26 protein-coding genes, 2 tRNA genes and 2 rRNA genes (1 of these 30 running past the window's edge) are annotated in these 25,652 nt (G+C 58.9%); 20 read left to right on the top strand and 10 right to left on the bottom strand.

Translation table 11 applies throughout. The features are described 5' to 3' along the window. Nucleotides 1-26: 26 nt before the first annotated feature. Nucleotides 27-722, bottom strand: coding sequence for a M48 family metallopeptidase (locus K3752_RS01565; RefSeq protein WP_254437155.1), 696 nt, complete (start codon nt 720-722; stop codon nt 27-29). Between the two features lie 100 nt (nt 723-822). Between K3752_RS01565 and K3752_RS01560 the strand changes: the two genes are divergently transcribed. Continuing rightward, nucleotides 823-1,143, top strand: coding sequence for a TIGR02300 family protein (locus K3752_RS01560; RefSeq protein ID WP_170342794.1), 321 nt, complete (start codon nt 823-825; stop codon nt 1,141-1,143). A gap of 144 nt (nt 1,144-1,287) precedes the next feature. Next, a tRNA-Ala gene (locus tag K3752_RS01555) sits at nt 1,288-1,363 on the top strand. A 35-nt stretch (nt 1,364-1,398) separates the two neighbouring features. Here the strand turns inward: K3752_RS01555 and K3752_RS01550 are convergent. Then, on the bottom strand, nt 1,399-2,406 hold the full coding sequence (locus K3752_RS01550) for an ester cyclase (protein WP_260064393.1): 1,008 nt from the start codon (nt 2,404-2,406) through the stop codon (nt 1,399-1,401). Between the two features lie 165 nt (nt 2,407-2,571). Here K3752_RS01550 and K3752_RS01545 point away from each other — a divergent pair, with 165 nt between their 5' ends. From K3752_RS01545 to K3752_RS01480, 14 genes are all read left to right on the top strand, one after another. Then, nucleotides 2,572-3,621 carry an ABC transporter ATP-binding protein gene (locus K3752_RS01545; RefSeq protein ID WP_170361386.1) on the top strand — a complete coding sequence of 350 codons (1,050 nt, stop codon included), beginning with the start codon at nt 2,572-2,574 and terminating at the stop codon, nt 3,619-3,621. Between the two features lie 75 nt (nt 3,622-3,696). Continuing rightward, nucleotides 3,697-4,908, top strand: coding sequence for an ABC transporter substrate-binding protein (locus tag K3752_RS01540; RefSeq protein ID WP_170361384.1), 1,212 nt, complete (start codon nt 3,697-3,699; stop codon nt 4,906-4,908). A gap of 112 nt (nt 4,909-5,020) precedes the next feature. After that, entirely contained in the window at nt 5,021-5,998 is a 978-nt protein-coding gene (locus tag K3752_RS01535) for a carbohydrate ABC transporter permease (RefSeq protein WP_260064380.1), read from the top strand. A gap of 1 nt (nt 5,999) precedes the next feature. Beyond that, the gene (locus tag K3752_RS01530) at nt 6,000-7,154 is read left to right on the top strand and encodes a carbohydrate ABC transporter permease (protein WP_093965119.1); all 1,155 of its coding nucleotides are present in this window, start codon (nt 6,000-6,002) and stop codon (nt 7,152-7,154) included. A gap of 130 nt (nt 7,155-7,284) precedes the next feature. Further along, a complete protein-coding gene (locus tag K3752_RS01525; protein ID WP_260064377.1) occupies nt 7,285-7,815 on the top strand; it encodes an ester cyclase in 531 nt (176 codons plus the stop codon). Between the two features lie 11 nt (nt 7,816-7,826). Then, entirely contained in the window at nt 7,827-9,155 is a 1,329-nt protein-coding gene (gene hisD, locus K3752_RS01520) for a histidinol dehydrogenase (RefSeq protein ID WP_260066236.1), read from the top strand. Next, entirely contained in the window at nt 9,152-10,204 is a 1,053-nt protein-coding gene (locus K3752_RS01515; RefSeq protein ID WP_260064376.1) for an ester cyclase, read from the top strand. Before hisD ends, K3752_RS01515 begins: the two co-directional genes overlap by 4 nt. Then, nucleotides 10,204-10,968 carry an SDR family NAD(P)-dependent oxidoreductase gene (locus K3752_RS01510; protein ID WP_260064374.1) on the top strand — a complete coding sequence of 255 codons (765 nt, stop codon included), beginning with the start codon at nt 10,204-10,206 and terminating at the stop codon, nt 10,966-10,968. The genes K3752_RS01515 and K3752_RS01510 overlap by 1 nt, the downstream gene beginning before the upstream one ends. Continuing rightward, entirely contained in the window at nt 10,968-12,011 is a 1,044-nt protein-coding gene (locus K3752_RS01505) for a LacI family DNA-binding transcriptional regulator (RefSeq protein ID WP_217355743.1), read from the top strand. The genes K3752_RS01510 and K3752_RS01505 overlap by 1 nt, the downstream gene beginning before the upstream one ends. Continuing rightward, the gene (locus K3752_RS01500; RefSeq protein ID WP_260064372.1) at nt 12,008-12,997 is read left to right on the top strand and encodes an ester cyclase; all 990 of its coding nucleotides are present in this window, start codon (nt 12,008-12,010) and stop codon (nt 12,995-12,997) included. Before K3752_RS01505 ends, K3752_RS01500 begins: the two co-directional genes overlap by 4 nt. Before the next feature lie 179 nt (nt 12,998-13,176). Next, a complete protein-coding gene (locus K3752_RS01495) occupies nt 13,177-14,145 on the top strand; it encodes a cupin (protein WP_260064371.1) in 969 nt (322 codons plus the stop codon). A 17-nt stretch (nt 14,146-14,162) separates the two neighbouring features. After that, nucleotides 14,163-15,290, top strand: a complete 1,128-nt coding sequence (locus K3752_RS01490) for a cobalamin-independent methionine synthase II family protein (protein WP_260064369.1) — start codon at nt 14,163-14,165, stop codon at nt 15,288-15,290. Continuing rightward, entirely contained in the window at nt 15,287-15,982 is a 696-nt protein-coding gene (locus K3752_RS01485; protein WP_170510860.1) for an alpha/beta fold hydrolase, read from the top strand. Before K3752_RS01490 ends, K3752_RS01485 begins: the two co-directional genes overlap by 4 nt. Continuing rightward, nucleotides 15,979-16,674 (top strand): RraA family protein, encoded by a 696-nt coding sequence (locus tag K3752_RS01480; RefSeq protein ID WP_260064365.1) that lies wholly within the window; start codon nt 15,979-15,981, stop codon nt 16,672-16,674. The genes K3752_RS01485 and K3752_RS01480 overlap by 4 nt, the downstream gene beginning before the upstream one ends. A gap of 263 nt (nt 16,675-16,937) precedes the next feature. Here K3752_RS01480 and K3752_RS01475 read toward each other — a convergent pair whose 3' ends face one another. From K3752_RS01475 to K3752_RS01465, 3 genes are all read right to left on the bottom strand, one after another. Continuing rightward, nucleotides 16,938-17,537, bottom strand: a complete 600-nt coding sequence (locus tag K3752_RS01475) for a hypothetical protein (RefSeq protein WP_260064363.1) — start codon at nt 17,535-17,537, stop codon at nt 16,938-16,940. Further along, entirely contained in the window at nt 17,518-18,606 is a 1,089-nt protein-coding gene (locus K3752_RS01470; protein ID WP_260064362.1) for a ParA family protein, read from the bottom strand. The genes K3752_RS01475 and K3752_RS01470 overlap by 20 nt, the downstream gene beginning before the upstream one ends. Before the next feature lie 130 nt (nt 18,607-18,736). After that, nucleotides 18,737-19,492 carry a MobA/MobL family protein gene (locus K3752_RS01465; protein WP_260064360.1) on the bottom strand — a complete coding sequence of 252 codons (756 nt, stop codon included), beginning with the start codon at nt 19,490-19,492 and terminating at the stop codon, nt 18,737-18,739. A 196-nt stretch (nt 19,493-19,688) separates the two neighbouring features. Here K3752_RS01465 and K3752_RS01460 point away from each other — a divergent pair, with 196 nt between their 5' ends. Continuing rightward, on the top strand, nt 19,689-20,096 hold the full coding sequence (locus K3752_RS01460; protein WP_260064358.1) for a hypothetical protein: 408 nt from the start codon (nt 19,689-19,691) through the stop codon (nt 20,094-20,096). A 154-nt stretch (nt 20,097-20,250) separates the two neighbouring features. Here the strand turns inward: K3752_RS01460 and K3752_RS01455 are convergent, their stop codons facing one another. Continuing rightward, the gene (locus tag K3752_RS01455; protein WP_260064356.1) at nt 20,251-20,514 is read right to left on the bottom strand and encodes a hypothetical protein; all 264 of its coding nucleotides are present in this window, start codon (nt 20,512-20,514) and stop codon (nt 20,251-20,253) included. Nucleotides 20,515-20,544: 30 nt separating this feature from the next. Between K3752_RS01455 and K3752_RS01450 the strand changes: the two genes are divergently transcribed. Continuing rightward, nucleotides 20,545-20,949: a hypothetical protein gene (locus tag K3752_RS01450; protein ID WP_260064355.1), complete on the top strand. Its 405-nt coding sequence runs from the start codon at nt 20,545-20,547 to the stop codon at nt 20,947-20,949. Nucleotides 20,950-21,006: 57 nt separating this feature from the next. Here K3752_RS01450 and K3752_RS01445 read toward each other — a convergent pair whose 3' ends face one another. Beyond that, nucleotides 21,007-21,231 (bottom strand): hypothetical protein, encoded by a 225-nt coding sequence (locus K3752_RS01445; protein WP_260064353.1) that lies wholly within the window; start codon nt 21,229-21,231, stop codon nt 21,007-21,009. 385 nt (nt 21,232-21,616) lie between these two features. On the opposite strand from K3752_RS01445, the gene K3752_RS01440 reads away from it, so the two are divergent. Both K3752_RS01440 and K3752_RS01435 read left to right on the top strand, forming a co-directional pair. Next, nucleotides 21,617-22,624, top strand: coding sequence for a recombinase family protein (locus K3752_RS01440; protein ID WP_260064351.1), 1,008 nt, complete (start codon nt 21,617-21,619; stop codon nt 22,622-22,624). After that, nucleotides 22,582-22,974 carry a zinc ribbon domain-containing protein gene (locus K3752_RS01435; protein WP_260064349.1) on the top strand — a complete coding sequence of 131 codons (393 nt, stop codon included), beginning with the start codon at nt 22,582-22,584 and terminating at the stop codon, nt 22,972-22,974. Before K3752_RS01440 ends, K3752_RS01435 begins: the two co-directional genes overlap by 43 nt. A 293-nt stretch (nt 22,975-23,267) precedes the next feature. Here the strand turns inward: K3752_RS01435 and K3752_RS01430 are convergent. The 3 genes from K3752_RS01430 to K3752_RS01420 form a co-directional block, all read right to left on the bottom strand. After that, nucleotides 23,268-23,344: transfer RNA gene (locus tag K3752_RS01430), tRNA-Met, on the bottom strand. Between the two features lie 85 nt (nt 23,345-23,429). After that, a 5S ribosomal RNA gene (gene rrf / locus K3752_RS01425) occupies nt 23,430-23,544 on the bottom strand. A 187-nt stretch (nt 23,545-23,731) separates the two neighbouring features. Then, nucleotides 23,732-25,652 (bottom strand): 23S ribosomal RNA (locus K3752_RS01420); it runs 906 nt beyond the window's last position.

The raw sequence follows: 25,652 nt of genomic DNA, 5'->3' as shown, positions 1-25,652 counted from the left end.
TCATGTGATCACAAATCCCCGTGAGGTCAACCGGCGGGCGCATCGAACCTGTAGCGGTGCAGTTCGGCCCCATTGTCGCGCAGCCAGTGCCGGGCCGCTTTGTACGGGCCGAACAGCCGCTCGACCTGCGCCCAGAACGCCGCCGAATGGTTCATTTCGGCCAGATGCGCGACCTCATGAGCCGCGACATAGTGCAGGATTTCGGGGGGCGCCAGAATCAGCCGCCACGAAAACATCAACCCTCCCGCTACACTGCACGACCCCCACCGCGACCGTGTATCGCGCATCGTCAGACTGGAGTAGCCCCGCCCCAGCATGGCCGCATAGTCGTCGCAGGCTTCGGTCAAGCGATCACGCGCCAGCTCTTTCAAAAAGCGGGCGAGGCGCCGCGCTTCGGCCCCTTCGGGCACCGCAACCTGATCGGCGTGCAAACTGACCCGGCGCCCCTCCGCCGGCACGATTCGCCTTGGCACACCTTCGACCGGCAGGGTTTCCCCGAAGCCGACCGACGCCGGAACGGGCCGCGCGCCCAGATGCTGGCGGATCCAGTCCTCCTTTGAGCGCGCAAAGCCGATCGCCTCGGATTCGGACACAGCCTGCGGATAAGTCAACGTAACCCGGCCATCCAACTGGGAAATCCGCAAGCTTATGCGGCGTGCCCGCGCCGATTTGCGCAAGGTCAGCGCAACGGGAGGCTGTCCGGGCAATGAATGTCGCCCCATGGTGCGATCTCCTTGGCGCAAAGGCTTTGACAGTACCCGCCGCATGTGGCAGGTGACCTGAATCGTTAATACGACTCACCTGATATCAAGGGGAATTGACATGCCCAAGGAAGAATGGGGCGTAAAGCGCGTTTGTCCGACCACTGGCAAACGGTTTTACGACCTGAACAAGGACCCGATCATCAGCCCCTACACCGGCGAGATCGTGGAATTGGAAACCGGCAAAAGCCGGATGATCGCAGCCGACGCCGAAGATGCAGCGTCGGTCAAGGCGCGCGAAGCCTCGTCCGATGACGAACTGCTGGACGATGATGACGCAGTCGATGTCGATCTGGACGACGATCTGCTTGAGGACGACGACGAGGACAACGTCTCGTTGGACGACATCACCGACGTCGCGTCGGAAGACGAAGACTCGTGATCCGGCCGGGGCGGCGCAGGCTGCCCCGCGCCCCGATGCGCCCCGTGCGCCGCGCATCTTTTTTCACCGAATCCGATTTTTTGGTCTTGCACTCGCGCACGTCGTTTCATAAACGTCCGTCCACCGCACAGGCGGTACCGGAAAGGGGCCTTAGCTCAGTTGGGAGAGCGCTTGCATGGCATGCAAGAGGTCAGGGGTTCGACTCCCCTAGGCTCCACCAAATCCCCTCCCATTGCATCCATTCCGCCACTCGGGCTACACCTGCGCCGATCCGATGCCCGTGGTTCTTTCCAGTATGTCCACGCCCTGCTGTTTCCAGAAATGCAGAAGGTCAATGAAGATCCAGTTCTCGGCCAGTTTGTCGCCTGCGCGGCGATAGATGTCGATCACCCGAAACTCTCCGGGCGTTTGGGTCGCCGGCATACCCATGAACCCTCCGGTCGGAACAGCCGTGAAGTTCGGCCAGCCGAAAAACCCGCCGTAGTGACCTTCGGCCAGCCGGCAGACATGTTTGGTCTTTGACCGCTCGGCGAATGCCGCGCGGAAGGGACCGGCATGTTGCTTGCCATACCGATCAATCGTGTAGGTGGCGCCAATTCCCTCGGGCCCCCACCAGATCATGTCGTCATGCCAGGTACGGCTCAGCTCTTCGCTCAGGGACAGGCCACTTTTCCACTGGCCCAGGTCAGAAATCATGGCGTTGATCAGCGCCAGAGTCTGCTCCCCTTCTTCGGCGGGTTGATCCGTGCCAAGGATACCGTCGTGTGTCAGGGGCCCGGGCTGTACAAGATGGGCGGCGGTCTGTGGCGGAAACGGGTTCTGACCAGCCTGCACCATCAGATGCGGGATATCGAAATACATCGCGGTCTCGACGATCTTGCCGTCTTGCACCTTGTTGAACTCGCAATAGCGCAGGAATGCCATTTTGCCTGTCGGTCGAATGCCCAACCAGGAGTGGTCGAACAGACCCATCAGGTGGCCCATGGAAACCACCCAGACCTCGCGCTCGTCGGTCAGCGAGTTGTACCCCGCAAAGAATATGTCCTGACGCCGCTGCATGCGTTTGAGGCTGGTTCGAAGAGGGGCCCAGAAGTTTTCCGCTACGTCGTGGACCCCCGAAATCTGACCGAACGGATGAAAGCCGCGCCACAGCAGATTCGGCGCACAGAATCGCCCCATGACATCTGACAGCTTGTCGTTGGTGGCCAACTGCAGTCCCTCATAGAACGCCTTCACCAGATCTTTCTCTTTTTGAAAGCTCATCTGTTTTTCATTGTTTTGCAGCATCTTGCGCCTGTTGTTGCCTGAGGGTGAATCACTGATCTCCGGCATATTTGCATACGTATGCAAAAATGTCTTGCCAGAATTGGCAAACCAAGAATACCCTTTTGCAAACGTATGCAAAACGATTCCTTCCCGGGGGGCTTCATGGCGGAAATTCAACTGCGCAATGTCGGCAAGCGATGGGGATCGTTTGTTGGGGTTCACAACTTCGATCTGACGATTGCCGATCGCGAGTTTCTGGTTCTGCTTGGCCCGTCCGGCTGCGGCAAGACCACGACAATGCGCATGATCGCGGGGCTTGAGGACGTGACCGAGGGCGACATCCTGATCGACGGCAAGGTGGTCAACGATCTTGAACCCAAGGACCGCGACGTGGCGATGGTGTTCCAGAGCTATGCCCTCTACCCCAACATGAATGTCTATGAAAATATCCGCTTCCCGCTGAAGGTCCGCGGGATCGACCCCGCAACCCATGACGAGAAGGTGCGCCGCGCCAGCGCCATGGTCGAGCTGGACGATTTTCTCCATCGCAAGCCGGCTGAACTGTCGGGCGGTCAGCGTCAGCGTGTCGCTCTGGCCCGCGCGATCGTGCGCGAACCGAACGTGTTCCTGATGGACGAGCCGCTGTCCAACCTCGACGCCAAGCTGCGTGTATCCACCCGCGCGCAGATCAAGAATCTCAGCCACGAACTGGCCGTCACCACGATCTATGTCACCCATGACCAGATCGAGGCGATGACCTTGGCCGACCGTGTCGTGGTGATGAAAAAGGGCATCGTGCAACAGGTCGGCAGCCCGACCGAGATTTACGACCGCCCGGCCAACACTTTCGTCGCCAGTTTCATCGGCTCGCCCGCCATGAACCTGATGGATGGTCAGGTCGAGGGCGGCGTTTTCCGGACCACGGGTGTCGAAATCCCGGGGGTGGACGTTGCTGATGGCCCGCTGACCTTGGGGTTCCGCGCCGAGGATGCGACACTGGCCGAAGGTCAGGGCCAGATCACTGCACCGATCTACACGCTCGAGCTGCTGGGTGACGCCACCATGATTTCGGTCCGGGTCGGCGGTGCACTGGTCTCGGTCAAAGCCGACAAAGCATTCCGCGCCGAAATAGGCGAGATGGTCTCGTTCTCGGTGCCGAAAGAAATCTGTCACCTGTTCGAAGCAGAGAGCGGTGCGCGGATCGGGGGCTGACCCCAACCAAAGCCCGAAAGGGCCAACCAACGGTCCGGACGTCGACGACGGACCGATCCTGACAGGGAGAAACGCATGAAACTCAAGACAATTCTGATGGCAGGCGCCATGACCATGGTGACCAGCACTGCATGGGCGGCGTGTTCGTTCGAGAACACCGTTCCGCTCAAATCATTGTCCGCCGGGTTCGAAGCCTGGAAGGCCGTCACCGACGCGATGGCCGAGTGCGGCAATTTCGGCGCATCGCTGGACCAGGAGTTCCGCGAGAAGCAGCCCGAAGCCTTTGCGGCGGATCCGGCTCTGTACCAGATCGGCGGCGTGTCGAATGCAACGCTGGTGCCGCTGCTGAACGCGGGCACCATTCGTCCGCTTGATGATCTGGTCGCGAAATATGGCCAGGACCTGCTGCCGAACCAGCTGATCAAGGTGGACGGCCAAACCATGGCCATCGCCATGATGGTGAACGCCCAGCACCTGATGTACCGCAGCGACGTTCTGGCCGATCTGGGGATCGACGAGCCCAAGACCTATGATGATGTTCTGGCCGCTGCAGCCAAGATCAAAGAGGCCGGCGTCATGGATTACCCCATCGGCGGCACCTTCAAGACCGGCTGGAACCTGGGTCAGGAATTCGTGAACATGTATCTGGGCGAAGGCGGTGAGTTCTTTGCTGACGGCAACATGCCTGCGATCAACAACGATCAGGGCGTGAAGGCTCTGGAGACGCTCAAGGCCATGACCGAATACATGGACCCCGAGTATCTGGTGTCGGATTCCACATACGTTCAGCAGCAGTTCCAACAAGGCAAGATCGCCATGGCCAACCTGTGGGCCAGCCGCGCGGCCGCAATGAACGATGAGGCCGAAAGCCAGGTCGTCGGCAAGGTCGTCATGGCGGCCGCTCCGATGGGCTCGGCCGCTCCGGCAACCACGATCTGGTGGGACGGTATCGTTCTTGCCTCGAACATGAGCGACGAGGAAGCCGATGCCGCGTTCCGCGTGGCGCTGGAAGGCATGGATGCAGAAATGGTCGAGGCCAACAACAACGCCGCCGTCTGGCTGAACCCGGCCTACAAGCCCGGTGATCTGGCCGCAGGTGCAGCCGCTTCGGCAGAAGCCGGCGCCAAAGCCTATCCCGCATCTGGCCCGATGGGGATCATGCACACTGCGCTTGGCAATGGCCTGGCCGATTACCTGACCGGCGCCAAGGACGCACAGACCACGCTGGCAGACATCGAGGCGGACTATCTGACCGCCGCGAAAGAGGCCGGACTGGTCAACAACTGATCCTGCCGCGGGAGGGCCTAGACCCTCCCGCACCCAATCCAACGAGAACCATGAGAAAGGCAGAGCCATGAATTTCCGGACATTTGCCGCCTTTGTCGGCCCCTCTGTCTTTATGATGCTTCTCTTTATCGCTTTCCCGCTGGTCAGCGTGTTCAAGCAGAGTTTCTACGTCACCCAGCCCATCTATGAGACGGTCGAGGTCGAGACCTGCACGCCGGGCTTCCTGACCCAGACCTGCGTGACCGAGGAAAAGTCCGTTCCGAGGCTGGACGAAGAGGGCGAGATCATCACGCAGACCCAGTTTGTCGGGCTGGAGAGCTATCGCAACGTGCTGGAGCCTGAACGCGCCTGGCGCGCGATCAGCGAAGGCAGCTGGAGCGTGCTGTCCACGATCAATTTCTGGAAGGCGCTGCGCTTTACGTTGACCTTTACCTTGATCACTCTGCCCTTGGTGATCGGTACCGGGCTGCTGATCGCCATCGTGATCAACAATGCGGCGTCGGCCATACGTGGTCCGGTGATCTTTGTGTCGCTCCTGCCCTTCATCATCACGCCGGTCATCGGCGCCCTGTCGATCAACTGGCTGTTTCGCGGCGACGGCATCCTGACGGCCATGCTGGAATGGTGGCTGAACCGCGACATCGCGCTGTTCGCGCAGGCCTGGACAATCGAGTTGCTGATGATGCTATACCGCGTCTGGCACGTCGCACCCTTTGCCGCGATCGTGTTCTACGCCGGTCTTCAGACCGTAAACCAGGACAGCCTTGAAAGCGCAGTGATCGACGGCGCAAGCCGCTGGCAGCGCCTGAAATACATCGTCATCCCGCACCTGATGCCGCTGATCATCTTCGTGTCGATGATCCATCTGATGGACTCCTACCGGGTGTTCGAAGAAATCGTCGGCTTCTCGAGCCAGGGCTACGTGATCTCGCTGCAATGGCTGACCTATGACTTCCTTGTACCGGATCAGGCGGGCAACCGTTCGATCAGCCGGGCCTCGGCCAGCGCCATGCTGACCATGGTCGGAATCGTCATCCTTCTCATCGCACCGCTGCGCCGGACATGGCGCGACCACAAAGGAGGTCACTGATATGTCCTCGCGTGCCCTTCGCCAACCGCTCGGCCTGCGCCTGTCGTCGAACCTGTTTCTTGCGTTCTGGTGCCTTGTGGCGGCCTTCCCGATCTTCTGGATCGCGGTGATGAGCTTCAAATCACCCGTGGACGCATTCGACAGCAACGCGCTGAACGTGATCTTCGGTCCAGCGACTCTTGCGACCGGGGAGGGCCTTTCCATCCTCGACATCATCCTCGGCATTGTCACCATCTGGGTCGCGGTGATTGCGACGACCAAAACACTGCCCTCGATGGTCAGAACCTACACCAAGCCGGGTCAGGCCTGGTTTGGTTGGATCATCGGCGGATTGGCCTTGGTGCTGGGTTTTCTGTTGGTGTTTTTCGTGATCCTGCCGGCCGTTCTGAACGTGCTGAACCCACTTTTCGGCCCGCTGGGGCGGGACGTGGTTGGTCTGACGACCGAGCACTACAAGACCGTCTGGATCGACCGCGGCTTTTCCAACAACTTCAAGAACTCGCTGATCGTTACCGCGGGCGTCGTGACCGTGTCGCTGACCGTGGGCACGCTGGCGGGCTATGGGCTGGCGCGGTCGGGCTCGACGCTGGCGTTCTGGATCCTGATCGTCGCGTTGGTGTTCCGCGCGCTGCCGCATTCGGTTCTGGTGGCGGGCTATCTGCCGGTCTTCATCAACTCGGCCGAATGGCTGCGCCCGATCCTGGGGGAAAACGCGCCCACGCTGTACGGCAAGCCCTTTGCCGTGATCGCGGTTCTGGTGGCGATCAACCAGCCCTTTACCATCTGGATGCTGCGGTCGTTCTTCCAGAACATCCCGGCCGAGTTGGACGAAGCCGCGCGCGTGGACGGCTGCAACCATTTCCAGGCCTTCCGTCGGGTGATCATGCCCGTGATGTGGCCGGGCGTCATCACCACCGGGCTGTTCAGCTTCCTGCTGGCCTACAACGATTTTCTGGTGACCTCGCTGCTGCTGGACGCGCAGAACCAGACCATGGTTCCGGCCATCGCCGGCATGTTCAACCGCGAAACCACCACCACCGACCAGGTCGTCGCCGTGGCCGCGGCCGTGTCGATCACCGCGCCGCTGTTCTTCCTGGTCATGATCTTCCAGCGCCAGATCGTCAGCGGCCTGACCGCCGGCGCGGTCAAGGGCTAATGAGCCGCCGGTTCCGCCATAACGCCCTGACGCGCCATCCGGCGCTGAACAGGTTGCCCAGGGATTTTCCCGGGTTTGGGGGCATGTCCCCCCGATCCCCAATCCCTGACAATCTGACAAGGACAAGACGATGAAAGGTTCCCGACCTGAACAAGCGGTTCTGACCCGCGACACCGACCTGAACAAAACCGAAGACACGCGCCGCGTGATCGAAACCATGGTCGACGGCCTGAATGACCACCGCATCAACGACATTGGCGAGTTCTTCGCTGAAGGATTCCGCTGGATGGGCAATCAGGGCTGCGGCACGAAGAACGGTCTGCAAGAGTTCCAGGACAACTGGCAGCGCCCTTTCCAGGCCGCGTTTTCCGACAAGGTCTGCATCGACGAGGCGCGGCTTTACATGGGCGAATGGGCCGCGGCCTTTGGCCGGCAGGAGGCGACCCATTCGGGCGAATTTCTGGGCATCCCGCCCACCGGCAAGCGGGTCGAGATCCGCTACATGGATTTCTGGAAAGTGGTCGACGGCAAGATCGTCGACAACTGGGTGAACGTCGATTTCGCCCATGTCGCCGCGCAGCTGGGCGTCGACCTGTTCCAGGGCCACGGCTGGGAAGCATATGACCGGGGCGAGAAAACTCCGCCCCGCCCCGACAACTGAGGATCATGACAATGGCAATCGAGTATCTCAAACGCGGCAAGTCCGACGCAGACCGGGCCGAGGATGACGCCAAGACCCGCGCCGTGGTCGAGGCGACGCTGAAGGACATCGAAACCCGTGGCGACGCCGCGGTGCGCGAGTTGAGCGAGAAGTTCGACAACTATTCGCCCGCCTCGTTCCGCCTGTCGCAGGACGAGATCGACGACCTGATCGCTCAGCTGTCAGACCGCGAACTGGCCGACATCAAGTTCGCGCAGGAGCAGGTGATGAACTTCGCCCGCGCGCAACGCGCCTCGATGACCGATATCGAGGTCGAGACCCTGCCGGGCGTGATTCTTGGCCACAAGAACATCCCCGTGCAGTCGGTGGGCTGCTATGTGCCCGGCGGCAAGTTCCCGATGGTGGCTTCGGCCCACATGTCCGTGGCCACGGCCAGCGTTGCGGGTGTGCCGCGCATCATCGCCTGCACCCCTCCGTTCCAGGGTAAGCCGAATCCGGCGGTGATCGCCGCCATGCATCTGGGCGGCGCGCACGAGATCTATGTCATGGGCGGCATCCAGGCGATCGGCGCCATGGCTCTGGGGACCGAAACGATCGACCCGGTGCACATGCTGGTTGGCCCCGGCAACGCCTTCGTGGCCGAGGCCAAGCGCCAGCTGTTCGGCCGCGTCGGCATCGACCTGTTCGCCGGCCCGACCGAGACCATGGTGATCGCCGACGAAACCGTCGATGCCGAGATCTGTGCCACCGACCTGCTGGGGCAGGCCGAACACGGCTATAACTCGCCCGCGGTTCTGGTCACCAATTCGCGCAAGCTGGCCGAAGAGACCCTGTCCGAGATCGACCGCTTGCTGGGCATCCTGCCGACGGCCGACACCGCGCGGGTCAGCTGGGAGGATTATGGCGAGGTGATCCTGTGCGACAGCTATGACGAGATGCTGCAGGTCGCCGACGAGATCGCCTCGGAGCATGTTCAGGTCATGACCGACCGCGATGACTGGTTTCTGGAGAACATGACCTGCTATGGCGCGCTGTTCCTAGGGCCGCGCACCAACGTATCGAATGGTGACAAGGTGATCGGGACCAACCACACGCTGCCCACCAAGAAGGCCGGGCGTTATACCGGCGGGTTGTGGGTGGGCAAATTCCTGAAGACCCACAGCTATCAGAAGATTCTGACCGACGAGGCGGCAACTCTGATCGGCGAGTACGGCTCGCGCCTGTGTCTGCTGGAAGGGTTCGTGGGCCATGCTGAACAATGCAACGTACGGGTGCGCCGCTATGGCGGCATCAACGTGCCTTATGGCGCACCGGCCCCATACCGGGATGCCGCCGAATGAGTGACAGGCATACGCAGCACAAGGCGCTGATCGCGCCGCTTCGGGCGGCGATGTATGATTTCGACGAACCCGGCGTGCGGGAAGCACTGGCGCAGGTGACCGCGCCCGACGCCCTGTTCCGCCTGTGCCACCCCTTCGGTGACAGCACCGGCAGCGAGGCGTTTTACGATCGGGCCTACAAAGGCCTGCTGGATGCCTGGCCGGACCTCGAGCGGCGCGACTATATCGTGATGGCCGGGCCGGACGAGTTCGACGCCGACTGGGTCGGCTGCGGCGGCTACTACACCGGCACCTTCACCGGTCCGTGGCTGGACATCCCGCCCACCGGCCACCAGGTCACCATGCGGTTTCACGAGTTCTACCGGTTCGAGAACGGCCGGATCGTCGAAATGCAGGCCCTGTGGGACATCCCCGAGGTGATGATGCAGGCCCGTGCCTGGCCGATGGCGCCCAGCCTGGGCCACGAATGGCATGTGCCGGGCCCGGCCACGCAGGACGGTCTGGTGCCGGGGCCCTATGACGCCGACAAGGGCCGCGCCACCTGCCAGCACATAATCGACATGCTGGAACATCTGAAAAAGCACCCCTCGCAGGGCGGCCCCGAAGTGATGGAGATGGAGCGGTTCTGGCATCCGCGCATGAACTGGTACGGGCCTTCGGGCATCGGCACCGGGCGCGGCTATGCCGGGTTCCGCAACTGGCACCAGATCCCGTTCCTGAACGGGATGCCGGATCGCGGGCAATATGTCGATGACATCACCTATCATTTCTTCGGCGATGGCGATTACGCGGCAGTGACCGGCTGGCCCAACATGATCCAGACCGTCACCCATGACGGGTGGATGGGCATTGCGCCCTCGGGCAAGCGGATCACCATGCGCAGCCTCGATTTCTGGCGACTGGAGAACGGACTGCTTCGCGAAAACTGGGTTCTGGTCGATCTTCTGGACGCCTATGCGCAGCTTGGTGTTGACGTCTTTGCCCGCCTGCGGGAATTCAACAAGGCCCGGAACCTGGGCCGCATTGAAACCCCGGATGGAATGAGCTGATGACACAACTGCCCCGCACCCCTTCGTTCTCGCTGAGCGGCAAGACCGCATTGGTCACCGGCGCGTCTTCGGGCATCGGATTGGGGTGCGCTGTCGCCCTGGCCGAGGCCGGGGCGCATGTGGTCTGCGCCGCGCGCGGGGCCGAGCGGCTGACCGAAGCGGTGTCCGCCCTGCAGGCGCAGGGCTGGTCGGCCGAGGGGCGGGTTCTGGATCAGGGCAACCTGACCGCGTTGCAGGCGCTGTTCGACGCGCAAGCCTTTGACGTGGTGGTGAACTCGGCCGGAACCGCGCGGCACGGGCCGGCGGTCGAAACCACGCCCGAGGATTTCGACGCGGTCACCAGTGTCAACCTGCGCTCGGCCTATTTCCTGTCGGCCTACGCGGCCAAGGCGCTGATGGCAGCCGGGCGGCCCGGTTCGATCATCCATATCTCCAGCCAGATGGGCCATGTCGGCGGCATCGACCGGGCGCTGTACTGTGCGACCAAGCACGGGCTGGAAGGCATGGTCAAGGCGATGGCGATCGAATGGGGCAAGCAGGGCGTGCGCATCAACACGGTCTGCCCGACCTTCATCCGAACCCCGCTGACGCAATCGACCTTCGACAACCCCGAACGTGCGGCCTGGATCATGGACAAGATCAAGCTGAACCGCGTGGGCGAGGTCGAGGACATCATGGGCGCGGTTCTCTATCTTGCCTCCGAAGCCTCGGGGCTGGTCACCGGCACGTCGATGCTGATCGACGGCGGATGGACGGCGGACTGATGGCGGACAAGGTCACATCGCTTCAGGTTGCGCAACTGGCCGGCGTCAGCCAGTCGGCGGTCAGCCGGGTGTTCACGCCCGGCGCTTCGGTCAGCAAGAAGACCGAGGAAAAGGTGCGCAAGGCGGCGGCCGAACTGGGCTATCGTCCCAACGTGCTGGCGCGGGCGATGGTGTCGGGCAAAAGCCGGATCATCGGCCTGGTTGTCGGCTACCTGGACAACTACTTCTATCCCGAGGCGTTGGAGAAACTGTCGAACCGCCTGCAGGAGCATGGCTATCACGTGCTGATCTTCATGGCCTCGCGCTCGGCCGGGAACATCGACGACGTGATGGAAGAGATCCTCGACTATCAGGTGGACGGGGTCATTCTGGCCTCGGTGCCGATGTCGTCGGACATCGCCACCCGCTGCCAGCAGGCCGGCGTTCCGGTGGTGCTGTTCAACCGCAGCCAGGATCTTGAGGGTATCACCACCGTGACCTCGGACAACTATGCCGGCGGTCGTAAGGTGGCCGAGTTCTTGCTGGCGGGCGGGCACCAACGTATCGCCTATATCGCGGGCTGGCAGGGTGCCTCGACCCAACGCGACCGCGAGGCTGGTTTCCTTGCCGCACTGCGCGACGCCGGCAGCGATCTTTTTGCACATGGGATCGGCGAGTTTCACACCGAAAATGCCCGTGCGGCGGCCCGAACCATGTTCGACGTGGCACCGGAGCGCCGACCTGACGCGGTTTTCGTCGCCAACGATCATATGGCTTTGGCGGTCATGGATGTTCTACGCTTTGAGCTGGGCCTGCGCATCCCCGAAGACGTCTCGGTCGTGGGGTACGACGATGTGCCCCCCGCCGGATGGCCCGCATACAATCTGACGACGATCCGGCAGCGGGCGAACCTGATGGTCGCGGAAACGGTTGCCGCGCTGCTGGATCACATCGAAGAACCCAAGACTTCTGAACCCCGCAAGGTGGCAATTGACGGACCGCTGATCGTACGAACCTCGGCCCGGTTGCCCAAGGGATGGAACCCAAAAAGGACGAACACATGAAGGGATTTGACCCCAAATTCCGGGATTTTCCCGACTATATCATCGGCATCACCAAGGAAATCTGGGAAGATCGCGGGATCGCCACGCTGCATGAATATTACAGCGACGACATCGTTGTCCGTTCACCGGGTTCGGTCGTGCTGGGCAATCAAAACGTCATCGGCGCGACGATGGCGACCCTGGCCGAGTTTCCCGACCGGCAGCTTCTGGGCGAAGACGTGATCTGGTCGGGCACGCCCGAAGAGGGGATGCTGAGTTCCCACCGCATCATCTCGACCGCCACGCACCTTGCCGAAGGTGTCTATGGCAAACCAACCGGAACCAAGCTGCGGTACCGGATTCTGGCCGATTGCCATGCGATCGACAATCAGATCAACGATGAATGGCTGATCCGCGATCAGGGGGCCATCGTGCGCCAGATGGGCTGGGACCCCAAGGAATACGCGGCCGACCTGATCGCTCGCGAGGGCGGGCCGGAAAACTGCGTGAAACCTCTGACGCCCGAGATCGACCAGCCCGGCCCTTACAAGGGTCGAGGCAACGACAATGAATGGGGCCAGCGCTATGCCGATATTCTGACCCGGATCATGAACGCCGACATGGGCGCGATCGGGGCTGAATACGACCGCGCGGTTCAGTCGGAATATGTCGGCGGGGTCACCGGACACGGTTGGGACTCGGTCGACCGGTTCTGGATGGGATTGCGAGCCAGCTTCCCCAATGCCGAGTTCCGCATCGAACACCAGATAGGCCGCGACGATCCCAACATGCCACCCCGTGCCGCACTGCGCTGGAGCCTGTGGGGCAAGCATGACGGATGGGGGGTGTTCGGAGCCCCCACCGGAGCGCAGGTCTATGTTCTGGGCATCAGCCATGCCGAATTCGGCGAACTGATCAGCGGCGAACCCAAGCTGCGCCGCGAATACACCCTGTTTGATGAAACCTCGGTCTGGAAGCAGATCCTTCTGCAGGGCGCAGAGGTCTGAATGCACGCTCCGGTCGAATATCGTGTTCTGGCGTGCGGCCTGCGCGAAACCGATGCAAGCCGACGCTTGCACCGGTTCCGGCAAAGCCTTCGAGCGCGCCGCCTGAATTTGCGGCCTCCGGGAACGTGATCGAACATCTGCCGACCATTCCCTCAAACGCAAAATCCGGAACCAGAATCATGACACAATCAACCATCGCATCACGCATCGTCCGTTATGGAGAGCTCAAGCCGTGCAAGACGGCCTTCATTGATGCCCACACGCCGGGCAGCGATCAGAAAGAGAACTTTACCATCATCGGCGGCGGTGTTTCGGAGTCGCCGGATCAGCATGTGCACATAACCGACAAGATCGGCTTCAATATCGGGGCCGCCGGCCAGCCGCCCAAATGCCGCAACTCGCTGCACAGCCATACGACGGCCGAGGTCTTTTTTGTCGCCAAGGGCCGCTGGCGGTTTTTCTGGGGTCGCTATGGCACGGCGGGCGAGTTCATTGCCGAGGAAGGTGACATCTTCGACATTCCCACCGGCATTTTCCGCGGGTTCGAGAACGTGGGCGACGACTACGGGATGATCATGTCCATTCTGGGCGGCGACGATGCAGGCGGCGGCGTAACCTGGGCACCTCAGGTTATTGAAGACGCCCGGGCGCATGGGTTGATGCTGGGTGACAACGGCGTGCTCTACGACAGCAAGAAGGGCCAGGACCTCCCGCACAACGTCCGGCCCATGCCCCTGCTGACCGAGGAGCAGCTGAAATCCTATCCCGAAGTGCCGGTCGAGGCCGTGATAGGCAAATACGTGGCCCGCTACTGGGACCTGATGGCGCTGGCGGCCGACAAACCCGCCAAGGTGATCGGTGAAAACGGTCTGATCAAGGACAAGCCGGGCTTTGAGGTCGACTTCCTGACCCGTGGCTCAGGTGTTCAAAACCCCACCAAATCGGCCAAGCCCGTCGTGCTGATGCCGGCAAGCGGCCATTGGCGGGTCACCGTCGAGGATGTCGAAACCACGATTTCGGGCGGGGATACTGTGCTGGTGCTGCCCGGCGAAGCCTATACCATCACTCCATCCATGACCGGAACGGCCGGGTTGTACCGCATCACCGCGACCGACGATCCTGCTGGCGCAACCTGGACCGGCAACTGATCAAGAAAGGACCCCGCATGACAAAGATACTTACCACCCATGTGGGGTCTCTGCCCCGATCCCAGGAAGTTGTCGACTTCATCTTTACGCGCGAGCGGCACGAGCCCTATGACGCCGATGCGTTCGACAGTTGCATGACCAAGGCCGTGTCTGAAACGGTTCGGCGTCAGGTCGAGGCCGGTGTGGACATCGTCAGCGACGGAGAGACCTCAAAAATCTCGTACGCGACATACGTAAAGGACCGCTACACAGGTTTCTCGGGGGACAGTCCACGGAATGCCCCCGCGGACCTGAAGATGTTTCCCAGTTTTTTGCAACGTCTTGCCAACGAAGGGGGCACACCCCAATACGCCCGGCCGCAATGCACGGGCGACGTTCGCTCGAAAGGCCAAGACGAACTGAACAAGGATATCCGCAATCTCAAGCAGGCAATGGCTGAGCACGGAGTCGAACATGGCTTCATGAACGCCGCCTCGCCCGGGGTGATTTCTCTGTTTCTGCAGAACGCCCACTACCCCAGCCGTGAAGCCTATTTGGCCGCGCTCGCGGATGCGATGAAGCAGGAATATGAAACGATCGTCGCAGCGGGACTGGATCTTCAGTTGGACTGCCCCGATCTGGCCCTTTCCCGGCACATGCTGTTCGCTGATCTGTCCGATGCCGAATTCATCGCGATCGCCGAGATGCATGTCGAAGCCCTGAACCACGCGCTGCAGAATGTCCCGCAAGATAGGGTCCGGGTGCATATCTGCTGGGGCAACTACGAAGGCCCGCATTGCTGCGACATTGCGATGGATCAGGTATTCACGACCCTGATGGCAACCAAATCCCGCTATGTTCTGTTCGAAACGTCGAACCCGCGCCACGCCCATGAGTGGACCGTCTTCCGGGATCGCAAGAGCGAAATCCCGGACGACAAGATCCTTGTGCCCGGCGTCGTAGACACGACAACGAATTTCATCGAACACCCCGAGCTGGTGCGGCAACGCATCGAGCGGTTCACCAACATCGTCGGGCCGGATCGGGTCATCGCCGGGAGTGACTGCGGGTTTGGCACTTTTGCCGGCTTCGGTGCGGTCGACCCCGACATCGCCTATGCCAAGTTGGCCTCCCTGGCCGAAGGTGCCAGATTGGCATCGGCATGACGCCCCTGGTTCTTCTTCCCGGAATGATGTGCGATGCCCGACTGTTCGGGCCGCAAATCGAAGCCCTGTCCGGACGGGTGCCGCTGATGACCCACCCGCTGAGCGCCCAGGACAGCGTCGAGGCAATGGCGGCCGATGTACTGAGCCATGCACCGCCGATATTTGCCCTTGCGGGGCTTTCCATGGGCGGGATCGTTGCCATGGAGGTCCTGCGCCAGGCGCCAGAACGTGTTGAACGGCTGGCCCTCCTGGACACGAACCCGCTGGCCGAAACAGACGAGGTCAAAACCCGGCGAGGTCCGCAGATGGAGGCCGTGCGCCAAGGTGGATTGCGGCAGGTCATGCGTGACGAGTTGAAGCCGAACTATCTGGCCGATGGCCCTCGACAGGGCGCAATTCTTGACCTTTGCATGGCCATGGCAACCGATCTGGGCCCCGAGGTATTTCTTCGCCAGTCCATCGCACTCATGGGCCGCCCGGATCAAACGGACACCTTGTCCGTTTATCAAGGTCCAAGCCTCGTTCTATGCGGCGAGGATGACAGACTATGTCCGTTGGAGCGGCACGAACTGATGCACAAGCTTCTCGGAAACAGCACGCTGGAGGTCGTAATCGGTGCGGGGCACCTGCCCACCCTCGAACGACCACAGGAAACCACAGCGGCGTTGCGCCGTTGGTTGGAGGTTCCATGACACCGTCCCTACTTGCCTTGCTGCGCAAGGTCGACACACCCACAGTCTGCAACGCCATCGAGATGGCACAAGGCAAGCGCGGGTTTAACCAATTCACGCGTGGTACGATGTTCTGCTCGGCCCCGTCCGAGGGCGCAATCGTCGGATTTGCCCGTACGGCCAAGATCGCTGCGGTGCAACCGCCCTCCGAAGCGCCGGAAGTCATCAGGCAGCGGCGAATGGACTATTACAGATACATGGCCGAGGCCCCGGCTCCCTCAGTTGCAGTGGTTGAGGATGTCGATTTCCCCTCCTGCATCGGCGCCTATTGGGGCGAAATCAATACGTCTGTACACAAGGGATTCGGAATGGCAGGCGCGCTCACCAACGGGGTCATGCGGGACCTTGGTGACATGCCGCAAGGGTTCCCGGTCATCGCCGGTTCTATCGGGCCCAGCCATGGTTTCGTTCACGTCCGAGAAATCGACACACCTGTTTCGATCTTCGGCCTGACGGTCAATCCATCGGATCTCATCCATGCGGACCGGCATGGTGCTGTTGTCGTGCCCGCCAATCTGATCGATCAGCTCGAACACGCCATTCTGAAACTCTTTGAAACCGAACGAATAATTCTGAGCGCCGCTTCTGAACCCGGCTTCTGCTTCGAGAAGTTTGAAGTCGCTTGGGCCGCATTTGAAAAAGCGCGCGTTTAAGGGTGCACTTAGTCTGATCGATCGCTGACCTGGGTCAGCGGTTGGTTGGTCGGTCGTAGCCTTCGTCTTGGGAACTTCGATTGCGCATTTTGCGCTTTTCTTTTCTTTTGTTAGTCGGCGATTGTTGGGTTGGTGCTGAACGAGCGGTGGAAAACGAGCAAAGCCGCCCTTGGGCGGCTTGGTCGGTGTTTTGATCTTGTGGTTTTGGTTGCGGGAGCAGGATTTGGACTTTGGCGAACCCAGATTCCCGCAACTGTCGAAGGCTAAGGGACTAAGCTATCAATTGTTTGGACTACCGCGACAATGTGTGAGACGGCATTCTTCGCGTCAGCCAGATCACAATCGAAGAGAGCCCCTGAAGCTTCGTTGTAATCGGCATTGTGAACAATCAGGTCTCGCCGGTATGCAATGGCGTTCAATGTTGCTTTAGTCTGATCAGGTGTAGCTCCCATGGTAGCGGAAATCTTCTTCCATTTTTGCTTTTGCCCCCACACAAAGGCGAGGCCATCCGCCACATCATCTGCTTTCTGAAAAGTCCTATATCGCACCATGTTTGAAACAGAGTTCCTGAACTCAACAATGGTTTGCGCGGGGCTTGCAGCATTGATTTTCAATACGGCATCTAAAGGAACACCTTCATTCAGCAGCTTTGCTGTTAGCGGGATGCCGTTAGCAAACTGTTCAGTAGATTTCTCCACGATAAGTTCCGAGACATAGTGATCCAACGCTGAGATGGACGCGACCCAAACATATCTCAACCCGAAGTCAGCCGAATAGCCGATCTTCTCAAGATACTCATATATTTCAATCGCTTCACTACACTGTTGAATATGGCTCTCGAAGTTATTCTTCGCGGCAGTCATCTGATACCAGGAGTTCAATTTTCGAAGTGATCGCCTCGAAGATTTCATCGAATTGTTTGACATTCTTTAAGGCGTTGTCTTTGACGACACCGACGATATCGTCTGCCTTGAGAAGGTCTTCATTAAGTCGGTAGATAGGAACTCCAGAAACTGTCGCTGTATGTATCAGCCCCTGGAAGTCTGGCACCCTACCAAGAGCGTAGAGACCTGTGTTGTCCTCAGAAAGAACGCCTTTCCAATCATCATGAGCTTTTTGATAGCAGTCCGCAGACACTACCATTCCAACACTCGCCAACTTGGGAACCAGTCCCGCCGCCACGCTTTCGTCAATCTGCTGAATACGCTTGTCGAACTTTTTTGCAGCTTTACTGGCATGCTTGTTGAAGCGCGCATTAATAGTTCCCAGAAAAACCGGCGTAGACTCACGCAGAGGATATCCTGCATCTACAAACTTGCCGAAGTTCACAGTCTTCCATTCAAACCATTTGGTGAGATGGGTCCCAAGTGTTTCAACAGCCATCAAAGAGAACGGATCAGGGTTCGTCGGGACTACAAATCCATCGCAACCCATGAAGAAGTTCTGGTTTATTGCGCCTAATCCTGGGTTCAAATCGATTATTGTGAAATCGATTCCATGCCGTTCTTCAATCAAACCGATGAGCGAGTGGATGGCGCCAGGAAGGTTTTTCAAAGCAGAGAGCGACCCACCAGTTTCCTGAGCCAAACTCAACTGCCCTTCATAAGCTGCAAGATCAGCATGACCTGGCAAGACAAAAAGGCTGTCATTGTTTTCCGCTGTGGGACAGTCAAAAGCCTTCAATGCCTCTGGCTTCCCTTCAAAGACAGGTGCAACACCATCCTTGATGTTGTTGAGCTTCGTGGCCGGATCATCATAATAATCATCGAATCTGTCGAACCCCAAGGCCAGGGCCGTGAGGTTGACCTGAGAATCCCCATCCACCAGGAGGACTCTGTGCCCGTGCTCGGTTAGTTTCCACCCAATATTATACGCGGAAACAGTCTTTCCGGTCCCACCTTTGTGGTTGAACATGGCCAATCTGATCGCCACAGGTTTCTCCTTTGAATTGATTCTTCCGCACGCTATACAGCTCGCCGAGAGATGAAAAGTGCTAATCTTTCCAGAGCATTATCGGCGCCCTCATTTTCGTCCCAAGAGTCGTTTCCTGACTGATATCAAACTAACCTCGCATGTGCGGTGATCGCAAACCCTCCCTCGCCTGCCTCCGCCAACTCACGATGTCCTCAACTTCTATTTCGAAGGTGTCCTCAATGGGAAACAGGTTCTCGATAGGGGAAAAAAGGACTTGCTCCAAAAAAACGCTTCCAACAGGAAAACCTCGCTTGGTCCCACGGTGGCGCCTTGGCTTTTTCAGACTGTGCCTTTCTCGAAAGCTCCGATGCTCTACCATGGTCAGCCCAAACTTCTCTGCAACCTCGTTGATTGCGCCCGCGAAAGCCCTTCGCAGTTCTTTCGGTCGGCCACGGTCGTTTAGCCGAACCACGGAGCGGGGCCTCACACGCTTGGCTTTGGCCTCCACCCGCTTCCCGGCCTGTTCCCGCGTCTCCAAACCATCAATTACCAGGAAATGCGCATGCAGGTTGTTCGGTCTGTCAGTATGGATTGCGGCATAGACCTTCACATCGGGCGAACCTGCTGCCAGACGTTTCGCAATCAGGCGCACAGCTTCCCTGGCGGGCTCTCCGGCAAAGTCGTTGGGAAGGCTGCACATCAGTTTCTCGGCAACACGGATGCCCTTTTTACCGCCCCTCCCGGCGCGGCGCCGCAGCGCCTCGCGCATGACAGATTGCAAGGCTTTAGGATCGTCCCCTGCGCCAAGATTCAGCACCACTGTATCGCCTGGTTTGACGGCGGCGGGCCGCGCAATATAGCGGAGATTGGCAATGGTTTTCTGCGCAGCCTGTTTCTCGGACAACCGCGCGCGTCCCGGCCGTGCTCCGGTGGTAATACCCTCAAAGCGTGTTGTAAGTTTAAGCATATCTGTTGCAGCTGTCGGGTTTTAAGGGCATTGCCTTAAATCCCCTTGTGCGCCCTCCCTTTTTTTTCATCAAAACGGGAAACAGGACCTATCTCCTTCCGAGCACAAAAATTGTGAACCTGAAGGAGAACAAATGACACGAGCCAGCAGATTCAACGAACACGCAACACGCTGCCTGCTGCCATTTCGGGAACTACCCTCAAAGACGCGGGACGCACTGTGCGTGATGGGCGCATCCAGGCCGCAGAAAATCATGATTCAGAACTCTGCCGCGTTGCTGATTGCAACAGTGCTGTCCAAGGTGCCCTACGCCACGCGCCGCGACATCCGCGAGAGTATTACCCGGGCAGTCTGGTCAGTGGTCGAGGCAGGTGAATTGCCTGGGCACCAGGACGGTGCCCCTCGCACGGTCTATGCCGCCAGATGCGCCGCCAGGCTGTTCTGGTTCTTCGATCAAACCGATACAAACTGCGACTGTCCGCCCCGGAAATTGCCGCGCGCTGGACGTCATCGCCAGGATGCCGCAAGGTCATCACTTTGATGACCCATTGGCATCCTGGCGATGACAGAAATGAGAAGAAGGTCATTTTTCTCAAGGGGTTGAAGATACCCTCCTTCTCTTCTTCTCTTTTTTTGTTTCTTTTTGCGCCCCTAAACAAAAAAATGACTCTCGTATAAATTCACCAACCCCATATTCAGTCCTCTACCCAAGGACACCAAATGACAAAGAAAAAACTTCTCCCCTTAAAACCCCAGATCTTTACAGCCAAATCGAAACCCTCACCAAACCGCGAGATGAATCCGCAGGCCGCAATACCTCCGAGATCTTCGAACATGTTGTCGAAGATGCAGAGGGCAATACAATAACCGCGAAAAAAACCAAGCGCTCCCGGCGCAAAACTGAGCCGGATTTCATCAAGGTCTATATTGCTGACCTGGCACGGCTGTTCGGCTGCCAACCCCGTGTCCTGACCGCGCTGGCAAAGCGCATGGAATTTGATTCCAATATCGTCGCACTGACACCCCGGATCAGGCAGATCGTAGCCAACGAATGCGGGTTTTCAAACACCCGAAGCCTGAAGAATGCCCTGTCCAAGCTCTCCGCCAAGGGCCTCATCAAGAAGATCGGACACAGCGAATATCTGATCGACCCAAGGGTTTTCGCCAAGGGCGCCTGGGAAAAGATCGAGCACGCCCGCGAGATCTACGATGGCATTGAAGGCACGGTGTTCGACACCGCCAAAGTCCGAACTGATCTCGATACGCATTTTGAGTTCGGTCAAGACAAAAAGGCCGATCAAGCAACACGCGAAGACTTCAATGCACAGTGCAAGATCAATGAACGGCTTGCCCGCGCCCCATGCGTTGAACCTGGCGAGATCCCGTTTGACTGACGGCTGAAGAGATCAACCGCAGCCCGATTGTTCTGTATGCTTCGGGCTGCTTGCCATTCATCCGGCCTGATTGCCTGCAAGCTTCTTGAGGCGCTCCAGCCGCTCCGTCGCCTCATGACCGGTCATCGTTTTCCGGAGTTCTTGCTCCTCCAACGCAAAGAACAGGCGGTGCGTCGTCGAATAGCTTGATGTATCCGCAAGATCGACGCCACCGTTGCGCAGATCCTCCCAATCTTCATCGCAGGCCCAATCAACCTTCTCCTGGATCTCGGCGTCGGTCATTCTTGCCATCGCCAATCGGTGCGGTGCCCAATATTCTTCCATAATCCACTCCTTGATAGAAAACCCGCGCTGGTTCCCCGGCGCGGGCTACTGTCAGCCTCTCAACTCAGGGCATTCGCTGCTCTTTCGCGCTGATGGTTTTAGGTGTCCTCAGCGAAAGGAGACCAGGATGCCCCTCGACAGATTGATCGACTTGATTGCCGAAGTTGCCGTTAAACGCACCACCCAGAAGGGCGGGCGGGAGCCAGAAACCCCGGACGCAGTGCGCCTACCATATTGGATTCGCAGGCCTTTCCAACCTCAACTTCAAGCATTGCGGGTATTTTTTGTTTGCCTTTTCGAAAGTTCCTTGCACAACTGATTGCCGCATCCTGGAGATATCACAATGGCACCTGCTCGAGTTGTAATTTACGCTCGTTTCTCATCGGACCTTCAGAACCCCAAGTCGACTGAAGACCAGATCCGCGAATGCAGCGCACATGCCAAGCGGGAAGGTTGGAAGATCACGGAGATATTTCAGGACCAAGGCATCTCCGGCGCCACCGCCGAGCGCCCTGGATATCAAGCGCTGTTGGCAGCTGTGCAGGCCAGAGCTGTCGATATTGTTCTGATCGAGCATATTGACCGTCTGGCGCGGGATACTGAGCATATGACGGCTTTCTATAAGGCCGCCACGCACGAGGACGTGGAGATCCATTCGCTCGGGAAAGGCAAGCTGGGTATCCTCGATATCGGTATCATGGGAACTTTGGCGGCCCTTTACCTGGAAGATCTGGCAGACAAAACCCGCCGGGGTCTGGCCGGACGCATAGAACGGGGCAAAAGCGCTGGAGGGTTGTCCTACGGCTATCGACGTACCTTGGACGACCGCGGGGACCCGATCAAGGGTACACTGGAGATCGACGAAACCCAGGCCGCAGTGGTCGCCCGTATCTTCCGGGAGTATGCCGATGGCAAGTCTCCCTTGCGGATCGCTTCCGACCTCAATGCCGACAAGATCCCCGCCCCGCGCGGGCGCGACGAGGGATCTGGGCACTGGAAGCAGAATACCATCAACGGCAACCGCGAGCGCGGCACAGGTATCCTGAACAACGAACTCTACCAGGGTCGGCGCATCTGGAATCGCCTGCGCTATTCCAAACACCCCGACACAGGTCGGCGCGTGTCCAAGCTCAACTCACCCGAAGCCTGGAAGACCCAGGAGGTGCCGGAACTGCGCATCGTGGAGGAAGATCTTTGGAACGCCGTCAAGGCACGCCAGGAGGCACTTTCCAAACAACGCGGCAAAAGAACTGCCACGACAAAAACGGGTTATCTGCTTCGCAGCGCCTTCGGCGACGCAAATTCCTGTTGTCGGGCCTGCTCACCTGCGGCAATTGCGGCGGCAAGCTGACAGTTGCAGGCTCCGGCAAGAGCAGGCGCTATTATTGCGCGAATGCAAAAGAGAAAGGCGCCACTGATTGTTCTGGCATGCCGGCCCTGAAGGAAGACCTGGCGGCGGAAACGATCCTGGGAAACCTGCGCGGAAGCCTTTTTGCAGGATACAGCTTATCAAAGATTCCGATCCCGCTACGAAGCGCAACTCGAGGCAACACTGCACCAACAGGGCGATGCGCTACGCCTGTTCGACGAGGAGACCAAACAGCTCGAACAGGATCACGCGAGCCTCCTGCGCGCGGTGAAGAACGGTCTGCATTCCGATGCTGTCATCAAGGAGCTCAACGCAGTTCATGCAAAACTTGAACTTAGGAGCGCGGAACGGGAAGCTAAGGTGCCTGTCCCGATAGAATTGCCGGAAGACCTTCCTACACTCTATAGGGACTTTGTCGCCAATATCACCAGCACCCTATCAGATGAGGGCGTGGCGGGCCGGGCCAGTGATGAACTGCACGCGCTCCTGGACCAAGTCATCATCCGCTGGAACGCAGAGACGCGCAGCCATGAATTCGAGATGCGGGGGGATCTTCTGGAACTAATCGGCAAACCGCAGGGAAAATCTCTGGGCGCTGATGCCGAATTGGAAAGTTCGGCTGTTTTGGTTGCGGGAGCAGGATTTGAACCTGCGACCTTCAGGTTATGAGCCTGACGAGCTACCGGGCTGCTCCATCCCGCGACACTTTGGGTTGGTCTGCTGCCTATTTGGCTGTTTGAGACCTGGTCGTGTTTTTGATCGTTTTAGAGAGGGGGGATTTTTCTAGGTTTGGCGGTGACCTACTCTCCCGGGGCTTGAGCCCAAGTACCATTGGCGCTGCAGTGCTTAACTTCCGGGTTCGGGATGGGACCGGGTGTTTCACTTGCGCTATGACCACCAAACCGAGGAAAATCCCCGTCGCTCTTTTTGCTTTGCAAAAAGGCGGCGCGCGGGAGGCGGCGTATTCGCTTGCGAATGCGCGTTCCCGCACGGTTGTTGTGTCACCCCTTGCGGGGTTTCACATCAATCAACGTTGTCCAACTCAAGGTCAGTGTATGCTTCTGGTGATTTGTCTTTCTGTTACTGGATCAAATCAAGCCTATCGGGCGATTAGTACCGGTCAACTGAACGCATTGCTGCGCTTACATCTCCGGCCTATTGACGTGGTGGTCTTCCACGGCCCTCAGGGAGACCTTGTTTTGAGGGGGGCTTCCCGCTTAGATGCCTTCAGCGGTTATCCTGTCCGATCATAGCTACCCTGCACTGCCGTTGGCACGACAACAGGTCCACCAGTGGATCGTTCACCCCGGTCCTCTCGTACTAGGGGCAACTCCTCTCAAGTCTCCTACACCCACGGCAGATAGGGACCGAACTGTCTCACGACGTTCTAAACCCAGCTCACGTACCTCTTTAAACGGCGAACAGCCGTACCCTTGGGACCTGCTCCAGCCCCAGGATGAGATGAGCCGACATCGAGGTGCCAAACACTGCCGTCGATATGGACTCTTGGGCAGTATCAGCCTGTTATCCCCGGCGTACCTTTTATCCGTTGAGCGATGGCCCTTCCACTCGGGACCACCGGATCACTATGGCCGTCTTTCGACTCTGCTCGACTTGTCAGTCTCGCAGTCAGGCTGGCTTCTGCCATTGCACTCAACGAGCGATTTCCGACCGCTCTGAGCCAACCTTCGCGCGCCTCCGTTACGCTTTAGGAGGCGACCGCCCCAGTCAAACTACCCGCCACGCAGGGTCCCGGATCCGGATAACGGACCGCGGTTAGACATCAAGAATGCAAAGGGTGGTATCTCAAGGGAGGCTCCACAGGAACTGGCGTCCCTGCTTCGAAGCCTACCACCTATCCTGCACATTGCAGTCCTGATGCCAGTGCGAAGCTGTAGTAAAGGTGCACGGGGTCTTTCCGTCTAACCGCGGGAAGCCTGCATCTTGACAGGCAATTCAATTTCGCTGAGTCGATGTTGGAGACAGCGGGGAAGTCGTTACGCCATTCGTGCAGGTCGGAACTTACCCGACAAGGAATTTCGCTACCTTAGGACCGTTATAGTTACGGCCGCCGTTTACCTGGGCTTCAATTCAAGGCTCTCACCTCTCCTTTTAACCTTCAGGCACCGGGCAGGCGTCAGACCCTATACGTCGTCTTGCGACTTCGCAGAGCCCTGTGTTTTTAATAAACAGTCGCCACCCCCTGGTTTGTGCCCCCAGCCCCTAGTTGCCTAGGAACCGGGCCTCCTTCTCGCGAACTTACGGAGGTATTTTGCCGAGTTCCTTCAACATCGTTCTCTCAAGCGCCTTGGTATGCTCTACCAGTCCACCTGTGTCGGTTTAGGGTACGGTCTGATGGAGGGCTATTTCCAGGAACCACTCAGCAGCCCAATCAATCCGATAAGATTGAACTACACCTGTGATCCGTCACATCCTCCTGGCCCAGGAATATTAACCTGGTTCCCATCGCCTACGCCTTTCGGCCTCGGCTTAGGGGCCGGCTTACCCTGCTCAGATTAGCTTTAAGCAGGAACCCTTGGACTTTCGGCGAGAGTGTCTCTCACACTCTTTGTCGCTACTCATGTCATCATTCTCACTAGTGATCTCTCCACCGGATCCCTCACAGGCCGGCTTCATCGAAAGATCCTCGCCTCCAATATCCCCGAAGGGATCAAGGAGGCATGGATCTATGTCACACTACGCTCTGCTACCATGCCTTACGGCATCCTAAGCTTCGGCTCATGGCTTGAGCCCCGTTACATCTTCGCCGCAGGACAACTTGTTTAGACCAGTGAGCTGTTACGCTATCTTTAAAGGATGGCTGCTTCTAAGCCAACCTCCTGGTTGTTTTGGTCGTCCCACCTGCTTTCCCACTTAGCCATGAATTGGGGGCCTTAGCTGTAGGTCAGGGTTGTTTCCCTCTCCACTACGGACGTTAGCATCCGCAGTGTGTCTGCCATCTAGTACTCCCGGGTATTCGGAGTTTGGTTAGGATCAGTAAGCCTGTGGG

Origin of the sequence: Ruegeria sp. B32 (genome assembly GCF_025141855.1) — a bacterium.
In the GTDB taxonomy this organism is placed as follows: domain Bacteria; phylum Pseudomonadota; class Alphaproteobacteria; order Rhodobacterales; family Rhodobacteraceae; genus Ruegeria; species Ruegeria arenilitoris.
The sequence above is the reverse complement of the archived record's forward strand: the minus strand, read 5'-3'. Positions and strand labels throughout refer to the sequence as shown.

What these genes read in the sequence shown, in the direction of transcription:
- K3752_RS01535 (WP_260064380.1), top strand. Translation starts at nt 5,021, where the DNA reads ATGATGCTTCTCTTTATCGCTTTCCCGCTGGTCAGCGTGTTCAAGCAG.
- K3752_RS01545 (WP_170361386.1), top strand. Translation starts at nt 2,572, where the DNA reads ATGGCGGAAATTCAACTGCGCAATGTCGGCAAGCGATGGGGATCGTTT.
- K3752_RS01445 (WP_260064353.1), bottom strand. Translation starts at nt 21,231, where the DNA reads ATGACCGACGCCGAGATCCAGGAGAAGGTTGATTGGGCCTGCGATGAA.
- K3752_RS01495 (WP_260064371.1), top strand. Translation starts at nt 13,177, where the DNA reads ATGACACAATCAACCATCGCATCACGCATCGTCCGTTATGGAGAGCTC.
- K3752_RS01510 (WP_260064374.1), top strand. Translation starts at nt 10,204, where the DNA reads ATGACACAACTGCCCCGCACCCCTTCGTTCTCGCTGAGCGGCAAGACC.
- K3752_RS01550 (WP_260064393.1), bottom strand. Translation starts at nt 2,406, where the DNA reads ATGAGCTTTCAAAAAGAGAAAGATCTGGTGAAGGCGTTCTATGAGGGA.
- K3752_RS01500 (WP_260064372.1), top strand. Translation starts at nt 12,008, where the DNA reads ATGAAGGGATTTGACCCCAAATTCCGGGATTTTCCCGACTATATCATC.
- K3752_RS01485 (WP_170510860.1), top strand. Translation starts at nt 15,287, where the DNA reads ATGACGCCCCTGGTTCTTCTTCCCGGAATGATGTGCGATGCCCGACTG.
- K3752_RS01560 (WP_170342794.1), top strand. Translation starts at nt 823, where the DNA reads ATGCCCAAGGAAGAATGGGGCGTAAAGCGCGTTTGTCCGACCACTGGC.
- K3752_RS01440 (WP_260064351.1), top strand. Translation starts at nt 21,617, where the DNA reads ATGGCACCTGCTCGAGTTGTAATTTACGCTCGTTTCTCATCGGACCTT.
- K3752_RS01475 (WP_260064363.1), bottom strand. Translation starts at nt 17,537, where the DNA reads ATGACTGCCGCGAAGAATAACTTCGAGAGCCATATTCAACAGTGTAGT.
- K3752_RS01490 (WP_260064369.1), top strand. Translation starts at nt 14,163, where the DNA reads ATGACAAAGATACTTACCACCCATGTGGGGTCTCTGCCCCGATCCCAG.
- K3752_RS01525 (WP_260064377.1), top strand. Translation starts at nt 7,285, where the DNA reads ATGAAAGGTTCCCGACCTGAACAAGCGGTTCTGACCCGCGACACCGAC.
- K3752_RS01450 (WP_260064355.1), top strand. Translation starts at nt 20,545, where the DNA reads ATGGAATTTGATTCCAATATCGTCGCACTGACACCCCGGATCAGGCAG.
- K3752_RS01505 (WP_217355743.1), top strand. Translation starts at nt 10,968, where the DNA reads ATGGCGGACAAGGTCACATCGCTTCAGGTTGCGCAACTGGCCGGCGTC.
- K3752_RS01515 (WP_260064376.1), top strand. Translation starts at nt 9,152, where the DNA reads ATGAGTGACAGGCATACGCAGCACAAGGCGCTGATCGCGCCGCTTCGG.
- hisD (WP_260066236.1), top strand. Translation starts at nt 7,827, where the DNA reads ATGGCAATCGAGTATCTCAAACGCGGCAAGTCCGACGCAGACCGGGCC.
- K3752_RS01460 (WP_260064358.1), top strand. Translation starts at nt 19,689, where the DNA reads ATGACACGAGCCAGCAGATTCAACGAACACGCAACACGCTGCCTGCTG.
- K3752_RS01565 (WP_254437155.1), bottom strand. Translation starts at nt 722, where the DNA reads ATGGGGCGACATTCATTGCCCGGACAGCCTCCCGTTGCGCTGACCTTG.
- K3752_RS01480 (WP_260064365.1), top strand. Translation starts at nt 15,979, where the DNA reads ATGACACCGTCCCTACTTGCCTTGCTGCGCAAGGTCGACACACCCACA.
- K3752_RS01540 (WP_170361384.1), top strand. Translation starts at nt 3,697, where the DNA reads ATGAAACTCAAGACAATTCTGATGGCAGGCGCCATGACCATGGTGACC.
- K3752_RS01530 (WP_093965119.1), top strand. Translation starts at nt 6,000, where the DNA reads ATGTCCTCGCGTGCCCTTCGCCAACCGCTCGGCCTGCGCCTGTCGTCG.